Source organism: Parageobacillus thermantarcticus (assembly GCF_900111865.1).
Taxonomy (GTDB): Bacteria; Bacillota; Bacilli; order Bacillales; family Anoxybacillaceae; genus Parageobacillus; species Parageobacillus thermantarcticus.
This window is the reverse complement of record NZ_FOJS01000021.1, coordinates 12,798-34,895: the sequence shown is the minus strand read 5'-3', so window position 1 is coordinate 34,895 and position 22,098 is coordinate 12,798. Positions and strand designations below refer to the sequence as shown.

Sequence of the window (22,098 nt, the reverse complement as noted above, 5' to 3'; positions counted from 1 at the left end):
ATGGGAAAGGAGAGCGAATGCAATGAAAAAAGTAGAAACGAATAAAGCGCCGCAAGCGATCGGTCCATATTCGCAAGGGATTATCGTTAACAACATGTTTTATAGCTCAGGGCAAATTCCGCTTACCCCAGAAGGAGAGATGGTGCAAGGCGACATAAAAGCGCAAACCCATCAAGTGTTTCAAAATTTAAAAGCGGTGTTGGAAGCGGCCGGAGCGTCGCTGGATACGGTTGTGAAAACAACGGTATTTTTGAAAAACATGGATGATTTTGCGGCAATGAATGAAGTATATAGCCAATACTTTACAAACCATAAACCGGCGCGTTCTTGCGTGGAAGTGGCGAGACTGCCAAAAGACGCATTGGTGGAAATCGAAGTGGTCGCGCTCGTTCGGTAATCGCTGCCCGCCTTTTCCCTAAAAGTTATTCCACATGTAACCAGCGAATTTATAAAAAATTTTCAAAAAAAAAGAAGGAAATAAACAACAACATGTGGAATAAATTAATCAAGTCTTATATAGGGAAAAGGTGGTGAGCATAATGGAAGTTACTGACGTAAGATTACGCCGCGTGAATACCGAAGGACGTATGAAAGCGATTGCCTCTATCACATTGGATAACGAATTCGTTGTCCACGATATCCGCGTGATCGATGGCAATAACGGATTGTTTGTCGCAATGCCGAGCAAGCGCACTCCAGATGGAGAATTTCGCGATATTGCCCACCCGATTAACTCGGCGACGCGCGGAAAAATTCAAGAGGCAATATTGGCTGAGTATCACCGTTTAGGTAAGTTGGAAGAAGAACTTGAAGAAGCTGGTGCTTCATAAAAATATGGAAAAGGGCCTGTTCCCATGGACAGGCTCTTTATATTTTCTGGAAAAATTGTTTCCTTGAAATACACTACTAATTGAGATATATTCAATTATGGATAAAAAGGTAATTGGAGGCCTTCTATATGGTAAAACGATATGCGGTCATATTGGCGGCTGGACAGGGGACAAGGATGAAGTCGAAGCAATATAAAGTATTGCACCCTGTTTGCGGCAAGCCAATGGTCCAGCATGTGGCGGACCAAGTTTTGCAGCTAGGGATAGAAAAGCTGATTACCGTTGTTGGCTTTGGCGCCGAACAAGTAAAAGCACAGCTTGGCGACCAAAGCGAATATGCCCTTCAACAAGAGCAATTAGGAACGGCGCATGCGGTGATGCAAGCAGCCTCCTATTTGCGTGAAAAAGATGGAGTAACGCTCGTTGTATGCGGAGACACACCGTTAATTACCGCTGAAACGATGCAAGCTTTGCTTGATCATCATCTTGCGACAAAGGCAAAAGCGACGATTTTGACGGCAGTTGCGGATAATCCTGCCGGATATGGCCGCATTGTTCGCGATTCTTATGGGAATGTTGAAAAAATTGTCGAACATAAAGATGCAAGCGAACAGGAACGTGCCATCAAAGAAATTAACACGGGAACATATTGCTTTGATAACAAATCTTTATTTGAAGCGCTTACACATGTTTCGAACAATAATGCACAAGGCGAATATTATTTAACAGATGTCATTGAAATTTTAAAATCCAATGGCGGCATCATTTCCGCGTACGAAGCCCCATCTTTTGAAGAAACGATCGGGGTGAATGACCGCGCTGCTCTCGCCGAAGCGGAAAAAATTATGCGCGCGCGGATTTGCCGCAAACATATGATGAACGGGGTCACGATTATTGATCCTGCTCATACGTATATATCGGCAGAGGCGCAAATCGGCCGCGATACCGTGATTTATCCCGGGACTGTCATTGAAGGGAAAACAGTGATTGGCGAAGATTGCATTATCGGGCCAAATTCAGAAATTAAAGACTGTCTGATTGGAAACGGCACCACGATTCGCCACTCTGTCGCGCACGATAGCGAAATTGGCAACGATGTGACGATCGGGCCGTTTGCCCATATCCGCCCGTCATCGAAAATCGCGGATGAAGTTCGCATCGGCAATTTTGTTGAAGTGAAAAAGTCGGTGTTTGGCAAAGGAAGTAAAGCATCACACTTAAGCTACATCGGCGATGCGGAAATCGGCGCGGACGTCAACCTTGGCTGCGGATCCATTACCGTAAATTACGATGGGAAAAATAAATATATGACAAAAATTGAAGATGGAGCGTTTATCGGCTGTAATGTGAATTTGATTGCTCCGGTGACGGTTGGGAAAGGCGCTTATGTCGCTGCTGGTTCGACGATTACGGATGATGTTCCCGCAAATGCGCTGTCAATTGCCCGCGCTCGGCAAGTAAATAAAGAGAATTATGTGGACCGCCTTTCTATTAAGAAAAATTCGTAATGGAGGTTTATCATGTCTGAATGTCATCATAACTTAAAATTGTTTGCGTTAAATTCCAATATGAAGCTGGCCGAAGAAATTGCGCAAGTGATGGGGATAGAATTAGGAAAATGCTCGGTTTCCCGCTTTAGCGATGGCGAAATCCAAATCAACATTGAAGAAAGCATCCGCGGCGATGATGTTTTTGTCATTCAATCAACAAGCGTGCCGGTGAACGAGCATTTAATGGAATTATTGATTATGATCGATGCGTTAAAACGTGCTTCCGCAAAAACGATTAATATTGTAATGCCTTACTATGGATATGCCCGCCAAGACCGAAAAGCGCGCTCCCGCGAGCCGATTACGGCGAAATTGGTGGCAAACCTTTTAGAAACGGCAGGAGCTTCCCGCGTCATCACGCTTGATTTGCACGCGCCGCAAATTCAAGGATTTTTTGACATTCCGATCGATCATTTAATGGGGGTTCCGATTTTAGCCGAGTATTTTAAAAGCAAAAATCTTGATGATATTGTTGTCGTTTCTCCAGACCACGGAGGGGTGACGCGGACGCGCAAGCTTGCCGACCGTCTAAAAGCGCCGATCGCCATTATTGATAAGCGTCGACCGAAGCCGAATGTGGCGGAGGTAATGAATATCGTTGGGCAAGTACAAGGAAAGACAGCGATTTTAATCGATGATATCATTGATACAGCTGGAACGATCACATTAGCGGCCAACGCTCTAGTCGAAAACGGCGCGAAAGAAGTATATGCGTGCTGCACGCACCCAGTATTATCGGGACCAGCGATTGAACGCATTCAAAATTCGAAAATTAAAGAACTTGTTGTCACCAATACAATTGCGTTGCCAGAAGAAAAGAAAATTGATAAAATTGTAGAGCTGTCAGTTGCGCCGCTCATTGCGGAGGCAATTACACGCGTATATGAAATGAAGTCTGTCAGTGTATTGTTTGACTAATGTACACGCATGTTTAGCCCTTCTTGTTTTAGGATAAAGTATCAATTAGATTCTAATTGATTCTAAATTCTAATTCAGGAAGGTGAGAAAACATGGCTGTAGTACTAGAAGCAAAAGAACGCACTGATAGAAGACATTCAACAACTCGACGCATTCGTTTACAAGGAAATATTCCTGGAATCTTGTATGGAAAAAACGTTGAAAACAAAATGATTTTTGTCAATGGTTCCGATTTTCAAAAAACGATTCGCGAAGCCGGACGGCATAGTCTGATTACATTAAAATTAAACGATGAGGATTATTCTGTATTATTGAGGGATATCCAAAGAGATCCGCTCCGCGGCAATATTATTCACGTTGATTTTCAAGCGGTCGATATGTCGACGGAAGTGGATATAGATGTAGATATTCGTTTCATCGGCGAAGCTGCCGGGGAAAAAGCTGGCGGTGTGTTGCAGCAAAATCTGCATCAATTGTCGATCCGCGTATTGCCAGCAAATATTCCTGCATCGATCGATATCGATATTTCAAATTTGCAAATCGGCGATACGATTACAGTAGCGGACATAAAAACAGACGGAAAATACAAAATTAACCATGAGCCTTCTGAAGTGATTGCGACGATCTTGCCGCCGCAACAAGAAGAGGAAATGGATAGCGGCGAACAGCAAGAATCTGGTCGCCCTGTCGCAGAAGGAGAAACGACTTCAGACGCATAAACTCGGACGTAGCCGTTTTCGGTTACGTCTTTTGTACTATCAACGCAAAGAGAGGAGACCGAGTGTTGAAATTATTTGTCGGCCTTGGCAACCCAGGGAAAGAATATGAACAAACGAGGCATAACGTTGGATTTATGGTCATCGATGAGCTTGCAAAACGATGGAATATTTCTTTTCAAGCAGCGAAATTTAATGGGATGATTGCCTCGAAGGTCATTTCCGGCGAAAAAGTGATATTGTGTAAGCCATTAACATATATGAATTTATCAGGGGAATGCGTCCGACCGTTAATCGATTATTATCGCATTGATATAAACGATTTGATTGTGATATATGATGACCTTGATCTTCCTGTCGGAAAAATTCGTTTGCGCATGAAAGGAAGCGCCGGCGGACATAATGGCATTAAGTCGCTGATTCATCATTTAGGAACGCAAGAATTCAAACGGATTCGGATCGGCATCGGGCGCCCGACGAACGGGCAAAAGGTGATCGATTATGTGTTGGGCCGCTTTCACGAAGAAGAAAGCGGCGCGATCATGGAAGCGATTTTACGCTCGGCTGATGCGTGTGAAAAAGCTGTTACTGCGCCGTTTTTGCAAGTGATGAATGAATTTAATGCGTGAATATTCTCCTCCTAATTGGTGCAAAATAACATATAGATACGCCCATTAGGAGGTTTGTTTCATGGCATTGCATTATTACTGTCGACATTGTGGAACAAAAGTAGGCACGATTGATAGAGTTTCGATCTATAGCGAACAATTGGGCTTTCATCATTTGACAGAGGAAGAACGATTGGAGATGATTGCATATCAGCCAGACGGCGATATCCACGTAAAAACGATTTGTGAAGATTGCCAAGAGGCGTTAGCGAGAAATCCTGAACTGCATCAGTATGAAAAGTTTATACATTAAGGCTTTGGGCAACCAAAGCATTTTTGTATTTTTGAAAAATATAAAAACTTCGTCTGTATTGAAACAACTAGTTAATATTTTTCGTGGAAGAATAAAGCATGATGACACATGAGAGCAAAAATAAAAAACAATTGTAGTTTTGTTGAGAGGAGGGAGAATAGGGGTGCTTTCATTGCATCACTATTTCGCTAAAAATCAAGATATTCGTTCTATCATCGGGGGTGTCGAGGCTGGGCTGAGAGAGCAGCTTGTCGCCGGGTTATCTGGTTCCGCCCGGTCTGTTTTCATTTCATCGTTATATAAAGAAACAGATCGACCGCTCTTGGTGATTACGCATAATTTATTTCAAGCGCAAAAAATATATGACGACATTGTTCAACTTCTTGGGCCGGAAGAGGTATTTCTCTATCCGGTAAACGAAGTAATTGCCGCGGAAATGGCGATCGCCAGTCCAGAACTGAAGGCGCAGCGTTTAGAAGTGATGAATTATTGGATGAAACACAACAAAGGTATTGTCATTTGTCCTGTCGCCGGATTGCGACGTCTGCTTCCTCCTGTGTCGTTATGGAAAAATCATATATTGACATTGGAGGTTCAGCAAAATATCGATATCGAACATTGCAAGAAGCAGTTTGTGCAAATGGGGTACAAGCGTGTGGCAACCGTGTCAGCCCCTGGGGAATTTAGCGTTCGCGGCGGCATTATTGATATTTATCCATTAACGGCGGAATTACCTTATCGGATTGAACTGTTTGATACGGAAATCGAATCGATCCGCACGTTTACCGCGGATGATCAGCGCTCTCGCGATGAAGTGCAACAAGTAACCGTTGGGCCCGCCGATGAAATGATTGTTTATGGGGAAATGCTAGAGCGGGGAATTGCGCAAATTGAAGCGGGATTAGCGAAAAGTCTCAACAAATTAAAAGATGAGAAAGCCAAGCAATTATTGTTAGAACACGTGTCGTCAGAACTGGAACAATTGAAACAAGGACAAGAAATTGAACAGCAATATAAGTATACGGCGCTCTTTTATGACGAACCTGCTAGTTTGCTAGACTACATGCCGGAAAATGGAATATTGTTGATGGACGAAATGAGCAGATTGCAAGAGGTGGCGGAAAGCCTAGATAAAGAAGAGGCGGAATGGTATACAAGTTTGCTTTCGGAAGGAAAAATTATCCATGACATACCAATTTCTCACTCTTTTTCTCAATTATTGCAGAAGCATCGCAAACAGCGGATTTATTTATCCATCTTTCTTCGCCATGTTCCGCATACACGTCCAGAGAATATCGTGAATATTTCCTGCAAACAAATGCAAAACTTCCATGGGCAAATGTCGCTGCTTAAGTCTGAGTTAGAGCGTTGGAAAAAAGCAAAATACGCTGTCGTTTTTTTAGCGCCGAACGCGGAACGGATGAAAAAGTTGCAAGCGGTGCTAGAAGACTACGAAATCGATGTCGCCCCGTTAAGCCGTGAAGCGACGTTGATGCACGGCAAATATCAAATTATCGAGGGCGATTTAAACACAGGATTCGAGCTGCCGATGCAAAAGCTTGCCGTGATTACGGAAGAAGAATTGTTTAAAAAGCGGGTAAAAAGACCAATTCGCCGCCAAAAACTGTCGAACGCGGAACGCATTAAAAGCTATTCGGAATTGCAAGTGGGCGACTATGTTGTGCATGTGAACCACGGCATCGGCAAATATTTAGGAATCGAAACATTGGAAATTAACGGCGTCCATAAAGATTATATTCATATTCAATATCAAGGCAGTGATACGTTGTATGTGCCTGTCGATCAAATCGATCAAGTGCAAAAATACGTAGGATCCGAAGGGAAAGAGCCGAAGATTTATAAATTAGGCGGATCCGAATGGAAAAAAGTGAAAAAGAAAGTGGAATCGTCCGTCCAAGATATCGCTGAAGATTTGATTAAACTGTATGCGGAGCGGGAAGCAAGCAAAGGATACGCGTTCTCCCCGGATACAGAAATGCAGCGGGAATTTGAAGCGGCGTTTCCGTACCAAGAAACGGAAGATCAACTCCGTTCGATTGAAGAAATCAAGCGCGATATGGAAAGTGACAAGCCGATGGACCGCCTTCTTTGCGGCGACGTTGGCTACGGAAAAACGGAAGTGGCGCTGCGGGCGGCGTTTAAAGCGATTATGGATGGAAAACAAGTCGCGTTTCTCGTGCCGACGACGATTTTGGCACAGCAGCATTACGAAACGGTCCGGGAGCGGTTCCAAGGTTTTCCGATTACCGTTGGGCTTTTAAACCGCTTTCGCACTAGAAAACAGCAAGCCGAAACGATTAAAGGGCTGAAAGACGGGACGATCGATATGGTCATCGGCACACACCGCCTATTATCGAAAGACGTCCAGTTTAAAGATTTAGGATTGCTCATTATTGACGAAGAACAGCGATTTGGCGTCACTCATAAGGAAAAAATTAAGCAGCTTAAGGCAAATATTGATGTGTTGACGCTAACGGCGACACCAATTCCGAGAACGTTGCATATGTCCATGATCGGTGTACGCGACCTGTCGATTATTGAAACACCTCCAGAAAACCGGTTCCCGGTGCAAACGTATGTGATGGAATATACCCCTGAGTTGGTGCGGGAGGCGATTGAACGGGAGCTGGCAAGGGATGGGCAAGTCTTTTTCTTATACAACCATATTGAAGATATTGATGTGAAGGCGGAAGAAATTTCGCAGCTTGTGCCGGAAGCGCGCGTGACGTATGTGCATGGACGGATGTCGGAAACGGAATTGGAATCAACGATGCTAGCGTTTTTGGAAGGACAATATGACGTGCTTGTCACCACGACGATTATTGAAACAGGCGTTGACATTCCAAATGTGAACACGCTGATTGTTTATGATGCGGACCGCATGGGATTATCGCAATTGTATCAGCTGCGCGGCCGCATTGGGCGTTCTAATCGCGTTGCATACGCATATTTCACATATCGAAAAGATAAAGTACTCAATGAAGCTGCTGAAAAACGTTTACAAGCAATCAAAGAATTTACCGAGCTTGGCTCAGGGTTTAAAATTGCGATGCGCGACTTGTCGATTCGCGGCGCCGGAAATATATTAGGGGCAGAACAGCACGGATTTATCGATTCCGTCGGCTTTGATTTATATTCGCAAATGCTGAAAGAAGCGATCGAGAAACGGAAAGGAATCAAACAAGAAGAAGAAAAGCATGAAGTAACGATCGATTTAGAAGTCGACGCTTATATTCCAGACACGTATATTTCTGACGGGTTGCAAAAAATTGATATGTACAAGCGTTTTAAAGCGGTAGAGACGATGGAGGACGTCGAAACGCTGCGTGAGGAAATGCTTGATCGCTTTGGAGAATATCCGGACGAAGTCGCTTATTTATTCCAAATTGCCGAAATTAAAGTGTATGCCAAACAAGTAGGAGTGGAATCGATTAAACAACAGAAACAGCAAATTGACATTTTATTTGCTGAGAAAGCATCCAAAGAAGTGGAAATTCAACGTTTATCGAAAATCGGCGGACAATACGGCCGCTTATTCGGATTTGGCATGGACGGTTCCAAACTAAAAATTGTTTTGTATATTAAAGACTTAAAACCGCAAGAATGGCTGATGATTTTATATGAAACGTTAAAAGAGCTTTCCGGCGTAAAAGATGAAAAATCGATTATCGCATAAACGAGATGTTTATGTTTCGAAAAAATCGTCGATAATGAAGGATGGGTAATTTTATCTAAAATTGAGAAAATCACTTTCATCGCGTATATAACTTGGATTGTGAAGGATACTAATCACAGCAATGGTGAATTCGCCATAACAAGGATTCATCGGCGTATTCTTCAAATCCTAGATGAAAGTGAGGGCATCTGTAGATGAAAGCAACTGGTATTGTCCGTCGAATCGATGATTTAGGAAGGGTTGTCATTCCGAAAGAAATCCGCAGAACGTTGCGCATTCGGGAAGGGGACCCGCTCGAAATATTTGTTGATCGCGATGGCGAAGTCATTTTAAAAAAATATTCGCCAATTAGCGAATTAGGCGATTTTGCAAAGGAATATGCGGACGCATTGTTTGACAGCTTAGGGCAACCTGTATTGATTTGCGATCGCGACGTTTTCATCGCGGTTGCGGGTGTTTCGAAAAAAGAATATTTGAACAAAAACGTCGGTCCATTAGTGGAAAAAGCGATGGAAGAGCGAAACTCTGTCCTTCATACGGAAGAAGGAGAAGCGGAACTTGTCGATGGAGTTTCCGAAACGTTGAAATCGTATACGATTGGGCCAATTGTGGCAAACGGCGATCCGATTGGCGCTGTTATCATTTTGTCAAAAGAGAAAGTGCTTGGCGAAGTGGAACATAAAGCGGTCGAGACAGCCGCTGGCTTTTTGGCTCGGCAAATGGAGCAATAAAACGACATGAACGGAAAAAGGTAGCTTGCTATGCTGCCTTTTTCTTTTGCGCTATAATAGCAACGTTATCAACGTTTGTTTGTTGCAGAAAATCAAAAACTTCGCAAATAATTGATCGCGTATGGAGAGGTATAAGCAAGACTTAAGAAAACGAGCGATCGTCGCGCATAAGTGAGACTTGAAAATTCCGCTTTTTACGGAATAATAAAATTTGGTGTAAAAAGAAACAACAAAGAAGCAGTTTTATTTTCTTCCCAAAACCTAATTCGCTGAGCCGAAAGCGAAATTTTACACAGATTTGATCGTTGTCGCAGTATTAGCGCGGAAGGAGAAACACGATGAGATCGCCGGAAGAAAAGATATGGAGAGGTGCGGTCGTCTTAACTGTTGCCGCCTTTGTGACGAAACTATTAAGCGCTTTTTATCGCGTTCCGTATCAGAATATCGTTGGTGATGTCGGCTTTTATATTTATCAGCAAGTGTATCCGATTTACGGCATTGTGATGTCATTGGCGCTATACGGCTATCCTATTGTCATTTCGAAGCTCGTGGCAGAACGTGTTGCTGACCGCGATCCAAAAGGCGTTGTTTCCGTTTTGCAAGTGTCGCTTTTGTTCTTATGTTTACTCGGTTTACTTATTTTTTCCATTCTCTATATAGGGGCGGAACAAATCGCGATATGGATGGGAGACGTGGGGCTCGCCCCGCTTGTTCGCCTCCTCTCGTTTTCATTTTTGCTATTTCCGTTTATCGCTTTATTGCGTGGCTATTTTCAAGGAAAAAACAACATGGTCCCGACCGCCGTTTCTCAAGTTGGGGAACAGCTCGTTCGCGTGATGACGATTATTGTTTTGTCGTATTTGTTTATCAAAGGCGGACGGACCGTATATGATGCTGGAGCGGCGGCGATGTTTGGTTCATTCGCCGGGGGCTTGACCGCGCTGCTTTTATTGACAGCGTATTGGATGAGAAGGGGAAATACCGAAAAAATACATATCACATGGAAAAGCGCGGGTGCCAAGCGCATTATTTCATATTTGTTCATCGAAGGGTTCATTATTTGTGTGACGAATATGGCATTAACGCTCACACAATTGGTCGACTCGTTTTCGTTATTGCCGTTGCTTGTCGAACGTGGCAAAGAAAGCTTCGAACATGCAAAGATATTAAAGGGAATTTACGATCGCGGACAACCTCTTATCCAGCTCGGCACGGTGGTAGCGACTTCGTTTTCGCTAGCGCTTGTTCCGCTCATTTCCGGAGCAAAAAGGCGCGAAGACGAACAATTGATTCGCGAAAAAACAGATTTATCGTTGCGCATCGCCACTGTCATCGGATTAGGAGCTTCATTAGGATTGATGTGTCTCATCCGTCCTGTGAACATTATGTTATTTGAAAATGATCTTGGTTCACTTCCGTTGGCGATTTTGGCCGCTTCGATCTTCTTTACGACATTGGCGCTTACGCTTTCGGCGTTATTGCAAGGAATGGGACATGAATGGATAGCGGTGGCGGGTGTGTGTGTAGCGGTAGCAGGAAAAGCCGTCTGTAATTGGCTGTTGGTCCCTTTATTCGGGACGGCCGGTGCCGCCGTTGCTACGGCGTTGTCTTACGCGGCGATGGCGTGTTTTTTGTACGTTATGTTGCAACGGAAGCTAGACGTTCGCTTTCCGAAGAAGACGTATTTGTATCCTGTGATAAAAGCAGCGGCAGCGATGGTTGTCGTGTTGCAGTTATACACGCTGCTTGCGGAGACAGTGGGCGGCGGCCGCCTGTTTGCGACTGGTGAAGCGGTGGCCGGAGTGCTGCTTGGCGGCGCTACGTATATTATAATAATCATAAAAGGAAATGTATTTTCGCAACAGGAATTGTCCTTTTTCCCATTTGGCGATAAACTACGTTTACTATTAGAAAACAGGTGATCGATGATGAATACGATTTATGTTTTCGGTTTAGGTGCTGGCGATATTGAGCAGCTGCCTTTAGGCATATATCGGAAGCTGAAAACCGCTTCTCCGCTTTTTTTGCGCACGAAAGAACATCCGGTTGTCCATGCCCTGCAAGCGGAGGGGGTTTCGTTTACGTCATTTGATGCCATTTACGAAAAACATGAACGATTTGCAGACGTATATGAGGAAATGGTGGCTATTTTACTGGAACAGGCGCAAAAAAGCGATGTGTTTTACGCCGTTCCCGGCCATCCGCTTGTAGCGGAAAAGACGGTGCAGCTTTTGCTCGAAGCGGAACAGCGCAAGCAATGCCGCGTCGTCATCGAGGGAGGCCAAAGCTTTTTAGATGCTTTGTTTACCGCGTTAAAGATTGATCCGATCGAAGGGTTTCAGCTCATTGATGCCACTTCGTTTCAAGGGGATGAATGGCAATTAACAAAGCATACGATTTTTTGCCAAGTGTATGATTCATTTATTGCCTCTGAGGTGAAATTGACGTTAATGGAGCAGCTTCCTGACGACTATCCCGTCTATATCGTGACGGCGGCGGGAAGCAAAGAAGAGAAAGTGACGAAAATTCCGTTATATGAACTTGACCGCGCTGTGACATTAAACAATTTAACGAGCGTATATGTCCCGCCTGTCCGCGAGGAAACGATGCTTTATCACCGTTTCGAAACGCTGCGGCGCGTGATCGCGACATTGCGGGGACCGAACGGCTGTCCATGGGACCACAAACAAACGCACGAATCGCTGAAACGGTATTTGCTTGAAGAAACGTATGAACTGTTTGAGGCGATCGATGAAAACGACGATGAACATATGGTCGAGGAGCTTGGCGACGTGCTTTTGCAAGTCGTGCTTCATGCGCAAATTGGCGAAGATGAAGGAATGTTTTCCATTGATGATGTCATCCGCGGGATTACCGAAAAAATGATTCGCCGCCATCCGCACGTATTCGGTGACGTCATCGTTGACAACGCAGAACAAGTTGTAGAAAATTGGCAGCGAATCAAAGAAAAAGAAAAGAAAGGCCGCCCTATTTCCTTGCTTGATGATATACCGAAAAGCTTGCCAGGCATTTTAAAAGCGTACGAGTTTCAGAAAAAGGCGGCAAAAGTAGGGTTCGATTGGGACGATGTCAAACCGATGTGGGACAAAGTAGAAGAAGAAATTGCCGAATTTAAACGGGAGGCATCGGGAGAAAAAACGACCCGTTCCCGTCTCATTAGCGAATTTGGCGATATTTTATTTGCGCTTATCAATATCGCCCGCTATTATGACATCAACCCGGAGGAAGCAATACATATGACAAACGAAAAATTTTACCGGCGCTTTTCCTATATCGAAGAGCAGGCGCGGAAAAGCGGCGTAGCGCTTACGTCGCTGTCGCTTGCCGAGTTGGATCGTTTTTGGGAAGAAGCGAAAGAAAAAGGATGGTAAAAGGAGAGGACGTATATGCGTTTAGACAAATTTTTAAAAGTTTCCCGCCTGATTAAACGCCGCACGTTAGCGAAAGAAGTAGCGGACCAAGGGCGCATCACGATTAACGGCGCCGTTGCAAAAGCAAGTTCGACGGTGAAAGTGGGCGATGAACTAACGATTCAATTTGGGCAGAAAAAGCTGACGGTGAAAGTGACTGATTTGAAGGAAACGACAAAAAAAGAGGAAGCGGCTAATTTGTATGAAGTGATTCGCGAAGAGCGGGTCGGCGCTGGAACGGAGGAGTAATGACCGCTTATTCGCGCGCATAGGCTTGTTCTAAAATTCCTCCTGCATTCATACATATGGTACAAACGCGGATTAGGAAAAACTTGATTTCAATATGAATGCGGGGGATGAACATGAGCCAACATTATGATTTTGGAGGCAATACGAATAAAGGTCCTGTCCAAGAGCATGACGTCATTATGCGGGGGAGAAGACTCCTTGATATTACGGGAGTCAAACAAGTGGAAAGCTTCGATAATGAGGAATTTTTGCTTGAGACGGTGATGGGGTTTTTATCGATTCGCGGGCAAAATTTGCAAATGAAAAACTTAGATGTGGATAAAGGGGTCGTTTCCATTAAAGGGAGAATTTTTGACCTTGTTTATTTAGATGACCATCAGGAGAAGGCTAAAGGATTCTTTAGCAAGTTGTTCAAATGAGTTTAACGACGCAGCTGGCGACAATGTTGGCGATGATCGGGATGGGCAGCTGGCTTGGCGCCGCGCTTGATACGTATAATCGCTTTTTGCAACGGCAAAACCGCAAACATTGGGTCGTCTTTATCAATGATGTTTTATTTTGGGTTGTTCAAGGTCTTGTTCTTTTTTACATTTTATTGCTCGTTAATGAAGGCGAGCTGCGCTTTTACATTTTTTTAGCGATTTTATGCGGATATGCCGCTTATCAAAGTTTGTTTCGTATGATATATTTAAAAGTACTCGAATGGGTGATTTCGCTCGCAGCGCGGTTATACCGCTTTTTCCTTCGCTTATGCTATTACTTGATCGTTCGTCCGATTCAGCTGCTTTTGCAAACGTTATTGGCGCTTTCGTTTTTTATATGGAAATTGTTTCTCGTTTTTCTTCGCATGTTGTACCAATGTATAAAGATATTGTTTGCTCCGGTCCGCTGGATTGGTTTTCTCATTTGGAGAGGAATCCCGCAAAATTGGAAAGAGACGCTGAAAAATTTTTTCGGCTATTTAGCAGGAATTATTCACCAAGTGAAGAATATGATTGTCAAATGGACGTTAAAATTGCGAAAATAAGAGTGGAGGTGTGAAAAGATGAACGTACCGCATAGAACAAATGTAACAAAGTTACAATCTTCATACATATCCGCTCAGGAAGAAAAGAGAACGAAAGCGTCGAGAAGACGGCGGGTCGCCATCGTGCGCTTTGCGTTTTTTAGCGTTTTATTAGCGGCGTTATCTTCGATATTTTTTTATACCCTCCACTCTCAATCGAAAGAGATTGAAGCGAAATTAGCGGATAAAAAGCGGATAGAACAGCAGTTAGACAAGCTTGAAAAGCAGCAAAAACAGCTGGAAGAAGAAATTAAAAAGTTGCATGATGACGAATATATCGCCGAGTTGGCGAGAAAAAAATATTATTTGTCGAAGGAAGGAGAAATTATTTTTGTCGTTCCCGAAAAGAAATCGCCTCCTTACGATGCCGATAAATTTGGGCATTGACATTATTGACACTTGTTTTTTCCTTTCGTTATAATAAAGAAAATAATTTTGAAGTTTTTAAGGAGGAGCACTTTTTTTATGTCAATTGAAGTAGGCAGCAAGTTACAAGGCAAAGTAACGGGGATTACGAAGTTCGGAGCGTTTGTGGAGCTGCCGGAAGGTGTAACTGGGCTAGTTCATATTAGTGAGGTAGCGGATAATTACGTGAAGGATATTAACGATCATCTGAAAATTGGCGATGTCGTTAACGTCAAAGTCATTAACGTCGAGAAAGACGGGAAAATCGGGCTATCCATTAAAAAAGCAAAAGACGCGCAGCCTTCGCAGCGCTCACGCCATAAGGCCAATGATCGAGCCGCAAAAGAAAGCTTGGAGCAGAAAATCAGCCGCTTTCTCAAAGAAAGCGAAGATCGTCTAGCTTCCCTCAGACGTCATATGGAATCAAAGCGGGGAGGTCGTGGCGCGAGACGTGGGTAACTTGCTGCTGAATGAATGTCGCGATGGATAAAAAGCGTCTATCTTCATGATAGATGCTTTTCTTATTTTCGGCGGATAGCATGCTTTGCTTCCTTGTCTATTAATGGTGTCGGGAGGCTTCGGAATTTGTGCAATAAGAAACGGCACAAAGCGGTGTTGTTTTCCAGATGTCTAGGTTCGCTAGATTGCGGGAAGGATTTTACGCAATAATTGCGACTTTAGCCGCTTTTCCGGACCAGAGCGGTGTGTTTCACAATTTATATTCGCTATATCGGCGATGGAAGATATGGCTCACTAGGGCGAGTGAGGCTGCCGATCAAGCTGGCTATAAGCACGCGTTTTAGCCGAGAGGGGATAATCGAGAAAAACTATTGACAATAATATGTTTGATCAATTATTATAGGAAATGTTGTTGCGTGGCGGCGTAGCTCAGCTGGCTAGAGCGTACGGTTCATACCCGTGAGGTCGAGGGTTCGATTCCCTCCGCCGCTATCAAAAAGCGGCCCGTTGGTCAAGTGGTTAAGACACCGCCCTTTCACGGCGGTAACACGGGTTCGAATCCCGTACGGGTCACTAAACGAGGATGTTTCTTTAAAGAAACATCCTCGTTTTTTTGTATATGTTTGTGAGTTTATGACATGTAATCAAAAAATACGTCGAACGGTTTTTTTGATCGCTTTTCTTTTTTTGACAAATTTTTGACAATTAAAAATATATAATAGGAGCAAAAGAAAAGCAAAGGAGTGGATCGGAATGGAAAGAGTAGAAAAAAGGTGGATGAACCGAATCTCGGAAGTGTCTATAAACGAGACGCAAGCTATGTTGTCACGGTGGATGCGCCATGTGAAATTACGAATCGGGCACTTATTTATTCATAAGGGATTTCTTCTTCTTATTATTGGTTTTTTGCTTGGACGAGCCCTTATTTTATCCAAACTAACTCCGTTCGCTTTGCCGTTTTTTGCCGCTGTTTACATGCTGCGCCGCGATAAAGCGGCATTAGCATTTGTTGCGTTACTTGCAGGTTCACTTACTTTATCATTTGCGACAATGTTATTTGTTTTTGTCGGAATATTCGGGTTTCTTATTGTAAACGCCTTTTTACGAAAGTTTTTTAGTGAATCGATCAAAATCGTACCTCTTGTAATATTTTTCCTATCATTTTTTGCAAAATTATTCATTTTGCGTTATTTGCTAAAAAACGAGACGTTGTATGAAGCGGTGCTGGCGTTTGTCGAAGCAGGGCTCGCATTTGTACTGACACTTATTTTTATCCAAAGCATTCCGCTGCTGGCGGTCCGTAAACATAAACAAGCGTTACGCGCGGAAGAAATCATTTCACTGATTATTTTAATTGCGTCCATGTTGACGGGAATGATCGGTTGGACGTTTTATGGACTTTCGCTCGAACATGTAATGTCTCGCTATCTCGTGTTAATTTTTGCGCTCGTGGCGGGGGCGACGATTGGTTCTACAGTAGGAGTAGTGACAGGGCTTATTTTAAGTTTGGCGAACGTTGGTAATTTGTATGAAATGAGTTTGTTAGCGTTTGCCGGCCTTTTAGGAGGTTTACTAAAGGAAGGAAAGAAAGCCGGCGCGTCTTTCGGGCTGCTTGTCGCTACGTTGCTTATCGGTTTATATGGAAACGGCAAGGCGGAAATCGTTCCGACGGTGATGGAGTCGTGCTTGGCGATGATTTTATTTATGTGTACGTCTCGTTCATTAATGGAAAAGATCGCCAAACACATCCCCGGTACTGTAGAATATGCCAATGAACAGCAGCAATATGCCAGAAAAATTCGCGATGTGACGGCACAGCGCGTTTCGCAATTTTCCCACGTGTTTCAAGCGTTAGCCAATAGCTTTTCGACGGAAAACTTAACTTCCTCGGAAGACTACAATGAGCGAGAAATTGATTATTTTCTAAGTGACATTGCAGGGAGAACGTGCCAAACTTGCTTTAAAAAAGAGCAATGTTGGTCATGCCACTTTGATACAACATATGAGTATATGAAGAAAATAATGCTAGAAGCGGATGCGGGAAAATTGGAGCATAATCGCAAACTATTGCGAGAATGGGAGCGCCATTGCGTAAAAGCAGGTAAAGTAGTCGACATGATTGAAAAAGATGTGGCGCTTTATCGAGCGAATCGCAAAGTGCGCAAGCAAATGAATGAAAGCAGAAAGTTAGTTGCTGAACAATTGTTAGGTGTCTCGCAGGTGATGGAAGATTTTGCGAAGGAAATTCAGCGCGAACGCGAAAATCATTATTTGCAGGAAGAACAAATTTTTCACGCCTTGCAGGAGTTTGGGATTGAAATCGGTCATGTTGACATTTATAGCTTGGAAAAAGGAAATATCGATATTGAAATGAGCGTTCCATATTGCGAAGGCCGCGGTGAATGCGAAAAATTGATTGCGCCGATGCTATCGGATATTTTGGGAGAAACGATCGTGGTAAAGCGAGAAGAATGCGCCGTTTACCCGAACGGCTACTGCCGGGTCGCATTCGGCTCGGCGAGAGCGTTCGTCGTCGAAACGGGTGTGGCGTTTGCCGCGAAAGGCGGCGGGCTTGTTTCAGGGGATAGCTATTCGATGATTGAACTTGGAACAGGAAAGTATGCGATTGCGATCAGTGATGGAATGGGAAATGGAGAACGAGCACATCATGAAAGCAATGAAACGCTGCGTCTTTTACAAAAGATTTTACAAACAGGGATGGATGAATCGATCGCCATTAAATCCGTTAATTCTATTTTGTCGTTGCGAACGACAGAAGATATGTTTTCTACACTAGATTTAGCCATTATTGATTTGCAAAATGCTGTGACAAAGTTTTTAAAAATCGGTTCCACGCCGAGCTTTGTTAAGCGTGGGGATAAAGTCATGAAAATCGAGGCGAGCAATTTGCCAATCGGCATTATTAAAGAAGCAGAATTTGAGATTGTCAGTGAACAATTAAAAGCGGGTGATTTGCTTATTATGATGAGCGATGGGGTGTTCGAGGGGCCGCCGCACGTGGAAAATCACGACGTATGGATGAAGCGAAAAATTAAAGAATTGAAAACGAACGACCCGCAGGCAGTAGCGGATTTAATCATGGAAGAAGTCATCCGCAGCCGTTCTGGAAGAATTGAAGACGACATGACGGTAGTCGTCGCAAAAATTAAGCATAATACGCCAAAATGGGCGACGATTCCGGCCTATATGTATACAAAAAAAGCGCAATAGTGTATAAAATCCCTATCCTCCGGCGATGCTTGTAATACATTAGCTGAGGAGGGGATGAAAACATGCGCAAAGGAACATTACGACAAATTTTACTGATTACGGATGGGTGTTCCAATCATGGCGAAGATCCGATTGCGATGGCTGCTTTGGCGAAAGAACAAGGGATTACGGTGAATGTAATCGGTGTTCTCGACCAAGATACGATTGATGAAAGCGGGTTGCGTGAAATTGAAGGGATCGCTTTATCGGGAGGTGGAATTAGCCAAGTCGTCTATGCAAAACAGCTGTCTCAAACGGTGCAAATGGTGACGAGGAAAGCGATGACGCAAACGCTTCAAGGTGTCGTGAACAAAGAATTGAAGCAAATATTAGGACCGGACGTGTCGCTTGAAGATTTGCCCCCGGAAAAACGAGGTGAGGTGATGGAAGTCGTCGATGAACTTGGGGAAACGGTGGAATTAGAAGTTTTAATATTAATAGATACGAGCGGAAGTATGAAAACGAAACTACCGACGGTGAAAGAGGCGCTGCTTGATTTGTCCCTTAGCCTTAATGCGCGCATCGGCGATAATCGTTTTGCTGTATTTGTATTTCCGGGAAAACGAGGAAATGTCGAAAAAATTGTAGATTGGACGCCGAAAATGGAGGAGCTTTCCACCGTTTTTCCAAAATTGACATCGGGAGGCTTGACACCGACTGGACCAGCCTTGCGCGAAGCACTAACGTATTTTGAGAGAAAGCGCTCATTAAGGAGTCTGATCCGCGATGATGAATCATACTTTGAAGGGTCTATGTAACCTTCGGGCCGGGACGGTCGTTACTGGAAAGTGGCATCATCAGTCGTACAAGCTGTTAAAACCGCTTGGACATGGAGCAAATGGGGTCGTTTATTTGGCGGAAAGCATGAAAGGGATTGTCGCGTTAAAGTTGAGCGATAATAGCGAAGCGGTCACATCGGAAGTCAATGTATTACGTCGGTTTTCCAAGGTCCAAGGAGTCGCCCTTGGACCTTCTTTGCTAGATGTCGATGACTGGGTAACTCCTTTGATGAAGAAACATATTCCTTTTTACGTGATGGAATATATAAAAGGGGAAGATTTTTCCACATTTATCCGTAAACGCGGAAAAGAGTGGATCGTCATTCTTTTGTTGCAGCTTTTATCCGCGCTCGACAAACTTCATCAAGAAGGATGGGTATTTGGCGATTTGAAGCCGGAAAATTTGTTGGTCGCAGGTCCGCCGCCGACGGTCCGCCTTCTTGATGTAGGAGGGACAACGTTACAAGGAAGAGCGATTAAAGAGTTTACCGAACTTTACGATCGCGGCTACTGGGGGTTAGGATCACGAAAAGCAGAACCTTCATATGATTTGTTTGCGGTGGCGATGATTATGATCCAGTCTTGCTGCCCGATCAAGTTGGAACGGAAGGGAGATGGGCGGCATCAGCTCATTTCCATCATTCAAGCAGATGGGATGCTACGAAAATATCAGGCGGTATTAATGAAGGCGATTGACGGGAAGTATAAAAGAGCTTCCGAAATGAAGCAAGACTTGTTGGCTACTATTCATCGTTCTGCTCATTCCCATTCCAAGCAGCGCGCTTCCAAAAAAACAACTCAGAAATCACAACGAAGCAAAAAAAGAAAACGCGGAAAAGCAAAGAGCGTGGTGGAAACGGCGCTGATCATTGCCGTACTTTTATGCGCTTATGCAATATATGTATATCATCAAATACTTCCTTGACAAATTTTTGTCGCTATAGCGCCTATTTATTGATAAAATAATGGGCGGGATTTTTGAGAAAATATTGTAATAATGGTACGATGAAAATGAGAAATTACGTGATAAAAGAGGGTTTCTCCGAATGATTGCGGAAGTTTGCGAATTTATCAAAAAGCATAAGCTGCTCACACCGAATGCAACGGTCATTGTTGGGGTATCGGGAGGCCCCGATTCGCTGGCGTTATTACATTTTTTTTGGTCGATTCGGCAAAAATGGAATATCACGTTGATCGCCGCTCATGTCGATCATATGTTTCGCGGGAAACAGTCGGAAGAAGATATGAATTTTGTGAAACATTTTTGCCAAGCGCGCGGTATTATATGTGAGGCGGTGCAAATTGATGTTCCCGCATTTCAGCGCCAGTTTAAATTAGGTGTGCAGGAGGCAGCGCGCCAATGCCGTTACCGTTTTTTCGGTGAACTGATGGAAAAATATAAAGCAAATTATTTAGCTTTAGGCCATCATGGTGATGACCAAGTCGAAACGATTTTAATGCGGCTTGTGCGCGGCAGCACTAGCAAAGGCTATGCCGGTATTCCGGCAAAGCGTCCGTTTCACGGAGGATATATTATCCGCCCATTTTTGGCGGTCAGCCGCGCCCATATTGATGCGTATTGTCAAAAACATCACATTACGCCGCGTCATGACGCTAGCAATGATAAAGACGATTATACGAGAAATCGGTTTCGCCATCATGTCATCCCGTTTTTAAAAAAAGAAAACCCGCGTCTTCACGAGCGGTTTCAATCGTATAGCGAAATGGCGATGGAAGATGAGTTATTTTTAGAGGAATTGGCGAAAGACGCAATGAATAAGGTAATGAAAAAACAAGATGATGCAGTTGCGTTAAAGATTGAGCCGTTTCAGGCGATGCCAAAGCCTTTACAAAGAAGAGGGATTCAACTAATATTGAACTATCTTTATAAGGAAATCCCTTCTTCCCTTTCTTCTATACATATCCATAATTTATTGGCGTTTTTAAATCGCAACCATCCCTCCGGAAGGTTAGACTTTCCGCGCGGCTTGAAAGTGGTTCGTTCTTATGACTGTTGCTTGTTTACATTTCGCGAAGAAAAAGAAGATGTGAGTTATATGTTCGAACTCGACGTTCCAGCTATATTGCCCCTCCCAAACGATCATGTAATCATTAGTGAAATTTGGGAACACTATCCGAAAGAACGGAGAGGAAACGATGTGTTCATTATTGATCCGGAAACGGTTCGTTTTCCGTTACGGGTGCGAACACGCCGCGTTGGTGATCGAATGACGTTGAAAGGAACAAAGGGGACGAAGAAAATTAAGGAAATTTTCATCGAAGCGAAAATCCCTTTATACGAAAGAGACCGCTGGCCAATCGTCGAAGACGGGGAAGGAAATATTTTATGGGTTCCAAAGTTAAAAAAATCAAATTTTGAGGCAATAGATGTTACAAAAGCGCGCTATATTGTATTACACTATAAAGAGCAATGAACAGCTAGGAGGAAAAAAGATGGGGATGAAAGACGACATTCAAAAAATATTAATTACTGAACAACAGATTCAGGAAAAAGTCAAGGAATTAGGCAAACTGTTGACAGAAGAATATGAGGGTCGTTTTCCGTTGGCGGTCGGCGTATTAAAAGGGGCAATGCCGTTTATGGCGGACTTGTTAAAGCATATCGATACATATTTGGAAATGGATTTTATGGATGTATCGAGTTACGGGAATGCGACGGTATCATCTGGCGAAGTGAAAATTTTAAAGGATTTGAATACTTCGGTGGAAGGGCGCGATATTTTAATTATTGAAGATATTATTGACAGTGGCTTAACGTTAAGCTATTTGGTCGATTTATTCCGTTACCGAAAAGCCAACTCCATTAAAATCGTGACGTTATTAGATAAACCTTCAGGGCGTAAAACGAACATTCAAGCAGATTATACCGGGTTTATTGTCCCTGACGAGTTTGTCGTCGGTTATGGCTTAGACTATGGTGAAAAATACCGTAATCTTCCTTATATCGGAGTGTTGAAACCGGAAGTGTACAATAAATAAATTTGCTTTTCAAGCCGCTAACGAATTGTTTGTATTTATCCAATTTTCTATGATACTATTGACTATAGTGTGTTTC

21 protein-coding genes and 2 tRNA genes are annotated in these 22,098 nt (G+C 43.6%); all 23 read left to right on the top strand.

What is annotated here, in order from left to right:
- Nucleotides 1-22: 22 nt before the first annotated feature.
- The 23 genes from BM278_RS11080 to hpt all read left to right on the top strand — a co-directional run bounded on the left by BM278_RS11080 (nt 23) and on the right by hpt (nt 22,022).
- Nucleotides 23-397, top strand: a complete 375-nt coding sequence (locus BM278_RS11080) for a RidA family protein (RefSeq protein ID WP_090949721.1) — start codon at nt 23-25, stop codon at nt 395-397.
- A 142-nt stretch (nt 398-539) separates the two neighbouring features.
- Nucleotides 540-830: a septation regulator SpoVG gene (spoVG, locus tag BM278_RS11075; RefSeq protein ID WP_003247437.1), complete on the top strand. Its 291-nt coding sequence runs from the start codon at nt 540-542 to the stop codon at nt 828-830.
- 128 nt (nt 831-958) lie between these two features.
- Nucleotides 959-2,338, top strand: coding sequence for a bifunctional UDP-N-acetylglucosamine diphosphorylase/glucosamine-1-phosphate N-acetyltransferase GlmU (gene glmU, locus BM278_RS11070; RefSeq protein WP_090949719.1), 1,380 nt, complete (start codon nt 959-961; stop codon nt 2,336-2,338).
- A gap of 12 nt (nt 2,339-2,350) precedes the next feature.
- Entirely contained in the window at nt 2,351-3,298 is a 948-nt protein-coding gene (locus BM278_RS11065) for a ribose-phosphate diphosphokinase (RefSeq protein WP_090949718.1), read from the top strand.
- Between the two features lie 92 nt (nt 3,299-3,390).
- Nucleotides 3,391-4,017: a 50S ribosomal protein L25/general stress protein Ctc gene (locus tag BM278_RS11060; RefSeq protein WP_090949716.1), complete on the top strand. Its 627-nt coding sequence runs from the start codon at nt 3,391-3,393 to the stop codon at nt 4,015-4,017.
- 65 nt (nt 4,018-4,082) lie between these two features.
- Nucleotides 4,083-4,643, top strand: a complete 561-nt coding sequence (gene pth / locus BM278_RS11055) for an aminoacyl-tRNA hydrolase (protein WP_167359625.1) — start codon at nt 4,083-4,085, stop codon at nt 4,641-4,643.
- 61 nt (nt 4,644-4,704) lie between these two features.
- On the top strand, nt 4,705-4,935 hold the full coding sequence (gene fin, locus BM278_RS11050) for an anti-sigma-F factor Fin (protein WP_090949713.1): 231 nt from the start codon (nt 4,705-4,707) through the stop codon (nt 4,933-4,935).
- 163 nt (nt 4,936-5,098) lie between these two features.
- Entirely contained in the window at nt 5,099-8,632 is a 3,534-nt protein-coding gene (gene mfd / locus BM278_RS11045; protein WP_090949711.1) for a transcription-repair coupling factor, read from the top strand.
- Between the two features lie 194 nt (nt 8,633-8,826).
- Nucleotides 8,827-9,363: a stage V sporulation protein T gene (spoVT, locus tag BM278_RS11040; RefSeq protein WP_090949709.1), complete on the top strand. Its 537-nt coding sequence runs from the start codon at nt 8,827-8,829 to the stop codon at nt 9,361-9,363.
- Nucleotides 9,364-9,701: 338 nt separating this feature from the next.
- Complete coding sequence (locus tag BM278_RS11035; protein ID WP_143093440.1) at nt 9,702-11,285, top strand: putative polysaccharide biosynthesis protein; 1,584 nt, start codon at nt 9,702-9,704, stop codon at nt 11,283-11,285.
- 6 nt (nt 11,286-11,291) lie between these two features.
- Nucleotides 11,292-12,755 carry a bifunctional methyltransferase/pyrophosphohydrolase YabN gene (yabN, locus tag BM278_RS11030; protein ID WP_090949708.1) on the top strand — a complete coding sequence of 488 codons (1,464 nt, stop codon included), beginning with the start codon at nt 11,292-11,294 and terminating at the stop codon, nt 12,753-12,755.
- A 15-nt stretch (nt 12,756-12,770) separates the two neighbouring features.
- Entirely contained in the window at nt 12,771-13,043 is a 273-nt protein-coding gene (locus BM278_RS11025) for an RNA-binding S4 domain-containing protein (RefSeq protein ID WP_090949706.1), read from the top strand.
- Between the two features lie 113 nt (nt 13,044-13,156).
- Complete coding sequence (gene yabP, locus BM278_RS11020) at nt 13,157-13,462, top strand: sporulation protein YabP (protein ID WP_003247459.1); 306 nt, start codon at nt 13,157-13,159, stop codon at nt 13,460-13,462.
- Entirely contained in the window at nt 13,459-14,070 is a 612-nt protein-coding gene (gene yabQ, locus BM278_RS11015) for a spore cortex biosynthesis protein YabQ (RefSeq protein ID WP_090949705.1), read from the top strand. Before yabP ends, yabQ begins: the two co-directional genes overlap by 4 nt.
- An 18-nt stretch (nt 14,071-14,088) precedes the next feature.
- Nucleotides 14,089-14,496 (top strand): FtsB family cell division protein, encoded by a 408-nt coding sequence (locus tag BM278_RS11010; RefSeq protein WP_090949703.1) that lies wholly within the window; start codon nt 14,089-14,091, stop codon nt 14,494-14,496.
- 78 nt (nt 14,497-14,574) lie between these two features.
- A complete protein-coding gene (locus BM278_RS11005) occupies nt 14,575-14,973 on the top strand; it encodes a S1 domain-containing RNA-binding protein (RefSeq protein ID WP_090949702.1) in 399 nt (132 codons plus the stop codon).
- A 418-nt stretch (nt 14,974-15,391) separates the two neighbouring features.
- Nucleotides 15,392-15,465 (top strand) — tRNA-Met (locus BM278_RS11000).
- Nucleotides 15,466-15,474: 9 nt separating this feature from the next.
- A tRNA-Glu gene (locus BM278_RS10995) sits at nt 15,475-15,546 on the top strand.
- Between the two features lie 180 nt (nt 15,547-15,726).
- Nucleotides 15,727-18,204: a stage II sporulation protein E gene (gene spoIIE, locus BM278_RS10990; RefSeq protein ID WP_090949700.1), complete on the top strand. Its 2,478-nt coding sequence runs from the start codon at nt 15,727-15,729 to the stop codon at nt 18,202-18,204.
- A gap of 62 nt (nt 18,205-18,266) precedes the next feature.
- Nucleotides 18,267-19,001, top strand: coding sequence for a VWA domain-containing protein (locus tag BM278_RS10985; protein ID WP_090949698.1), 735 nt, complete (start codon nt 18,267-18,269; stop codon nt 18,999-19,001).
- On the top strand, nt 18,970-19,947 hold the full coding sequence (locus BM278_RS10980) for a protein kinase domain-containing protein (RefSeq protein WP_090949697.1): 978 nt from the start codon (nt 18,970-18,972) through the stop codon (nt 19,945-19,947). Before BM278_RS10985 ends, BM278_RS10980 begins: the two co-directional genes overlap by 32 nt.
- A 121-nt stretch (nt 19,948-20,068) precedes the next feature.
- Entirely contained in the window at nt 20,069-21,457 is a 1,389-nt protein-coding gene (gene tilS, locus BM278_RS10975; RefSeq protein ID WP_090949695.1) for a tRNA lysidine(34) synthetase TilS, read from the top strand.
- Nucleotides 21,458-21,476: 19 nt separating this feature from the next.
- A complete protein-coding gene (hpt, locus tag BM278_RS10970; protein WP_090949694.1) occupies nt 21,477-22,022 on the top strand; it encodes a hypoxanthine phosphoribosyltransferase in 546 nt (181 codons plus the stop codon).
- Nucleotides 22,023-22,098 lie beyond the last annotated feature (76 nt).

Coding starts and splice junctions, on each gene's coding strand:
- BM278_RS11035 (WP_143093440.1), top strand. CDS start 9,702: ATGAGATCGCCGGAAGAAAAGATATGGAGAGGTGCGGTCGTCTTAACT.
- fin (WP_090949713.1), top strand. CDS start 4,705: ATGGCATTGCATTATTACTGTCGACATTGTGGAACAAAAGTAGGCACG.
- glmU (WP_090949719.1), top strand. CDS start 959: ATGGTAAAACGATATGCGGTCATATTGGCGGCTGGACAGGGGACAAGG.
- spoIIE (WP_090949700.1), top strand. CDS start 15,727: ATGGAAAGAGTAGAAAAAAGGTGGATGAACCGAATCTCGGAAGTGTCT.
- BM278_RS11010 (WP_090949703.1), top strand. CDS start 14,089: ATGAACGTACCGCATAGAACAAATGTAACAAAGTTACAATCTTCATAC.
- BM278_RS11080 (WP_090949721.1), top strand. CDS start 23: ATGAAAAAAGTAGAAACGAATAAAGCGCCGCAAGCGATCGGTCCATAT.
- yabP (WP_003247459.1), top strand. CDS start 13,157: ATGAGCCAACATTATGATTTTGGAGGCAATACGAATAAAGGTCCTGTC.
- BM278_RS11005 (WP_090949702.1), top strand. CDS start 14,575: ATGTCAATTGAAGTAGGCAGCAAGTTACAAGGCAAAGTAACGGGGATT.
- yabQ (WP_090949705.1), top strand. CDS start 13,459: ATGAGTTTAACGACGCAGCTGGCGACAATGTTGGCGATGATCGGGATG.
- yabN (WP_090949708.1), top strand. CDS start 11,292: ATGAATACGATTTATGTTTTCGGTTTAGGTGCTGGCGATATTGAGCAG.
- BM278_RS10980 (WP_090949697.1), top strand. CDS start 18,970: ATGATGAATCATACTTTGAAGGGTCTATGTAACCTTCGGGCCGGGACG.
- spoVG (WP_003247437.1), top strand. CDS start 540: ATGGAAGTTACTGACGTAAGATTACGCCGCGTGAATACCGAAGGACGT.
- hpt (WP_090949694.1), top strand. CDS start 21,477: ATGGGGATGAAAGACGACATTCAAAAAATATTAATTACTGAACAACAG.
- spoVT (WP_090949709.1), top strand. CDS start 8,827: ATGAAAGCAACTGGTATTGTCCGTCGAATCGATGATTTAGGAAGGGTT.
- BM278_RS11060 (WP_090949716.1), top strand. CDS start 3,391: ATGGCTGTAGTACTAGAAGCAAAAGAACGCACTGATAGAAGACATTCA.
- tilS (WP_090949695.1), top strand. CDS start 20,069: ATGATTGCGGAAGTTTGCGAATTTATCAAAAAGCATAAGCTGCTCACA.
- BM278_RS11025 (WP_090949706.1), top strand. CDS start 12,771: ATGCGTTTAGACAAATTTTTAAAAGTTTCCCGCCTGATTAAACGCCGC.
- BM278_RS10985 (WP_090949698.1), top strand. CDS start 18,267: ATGCGCAAAGGAACATTACGACAAATTTTACTGATTACGGATGGGTGT.
- BM278_RS11065 (WP_090949718.1), top strand. CDS start 2,351: ATGTCTGAATGTCATCATAACTTAAAATTGTTTGCGTTAAATTCCAAT.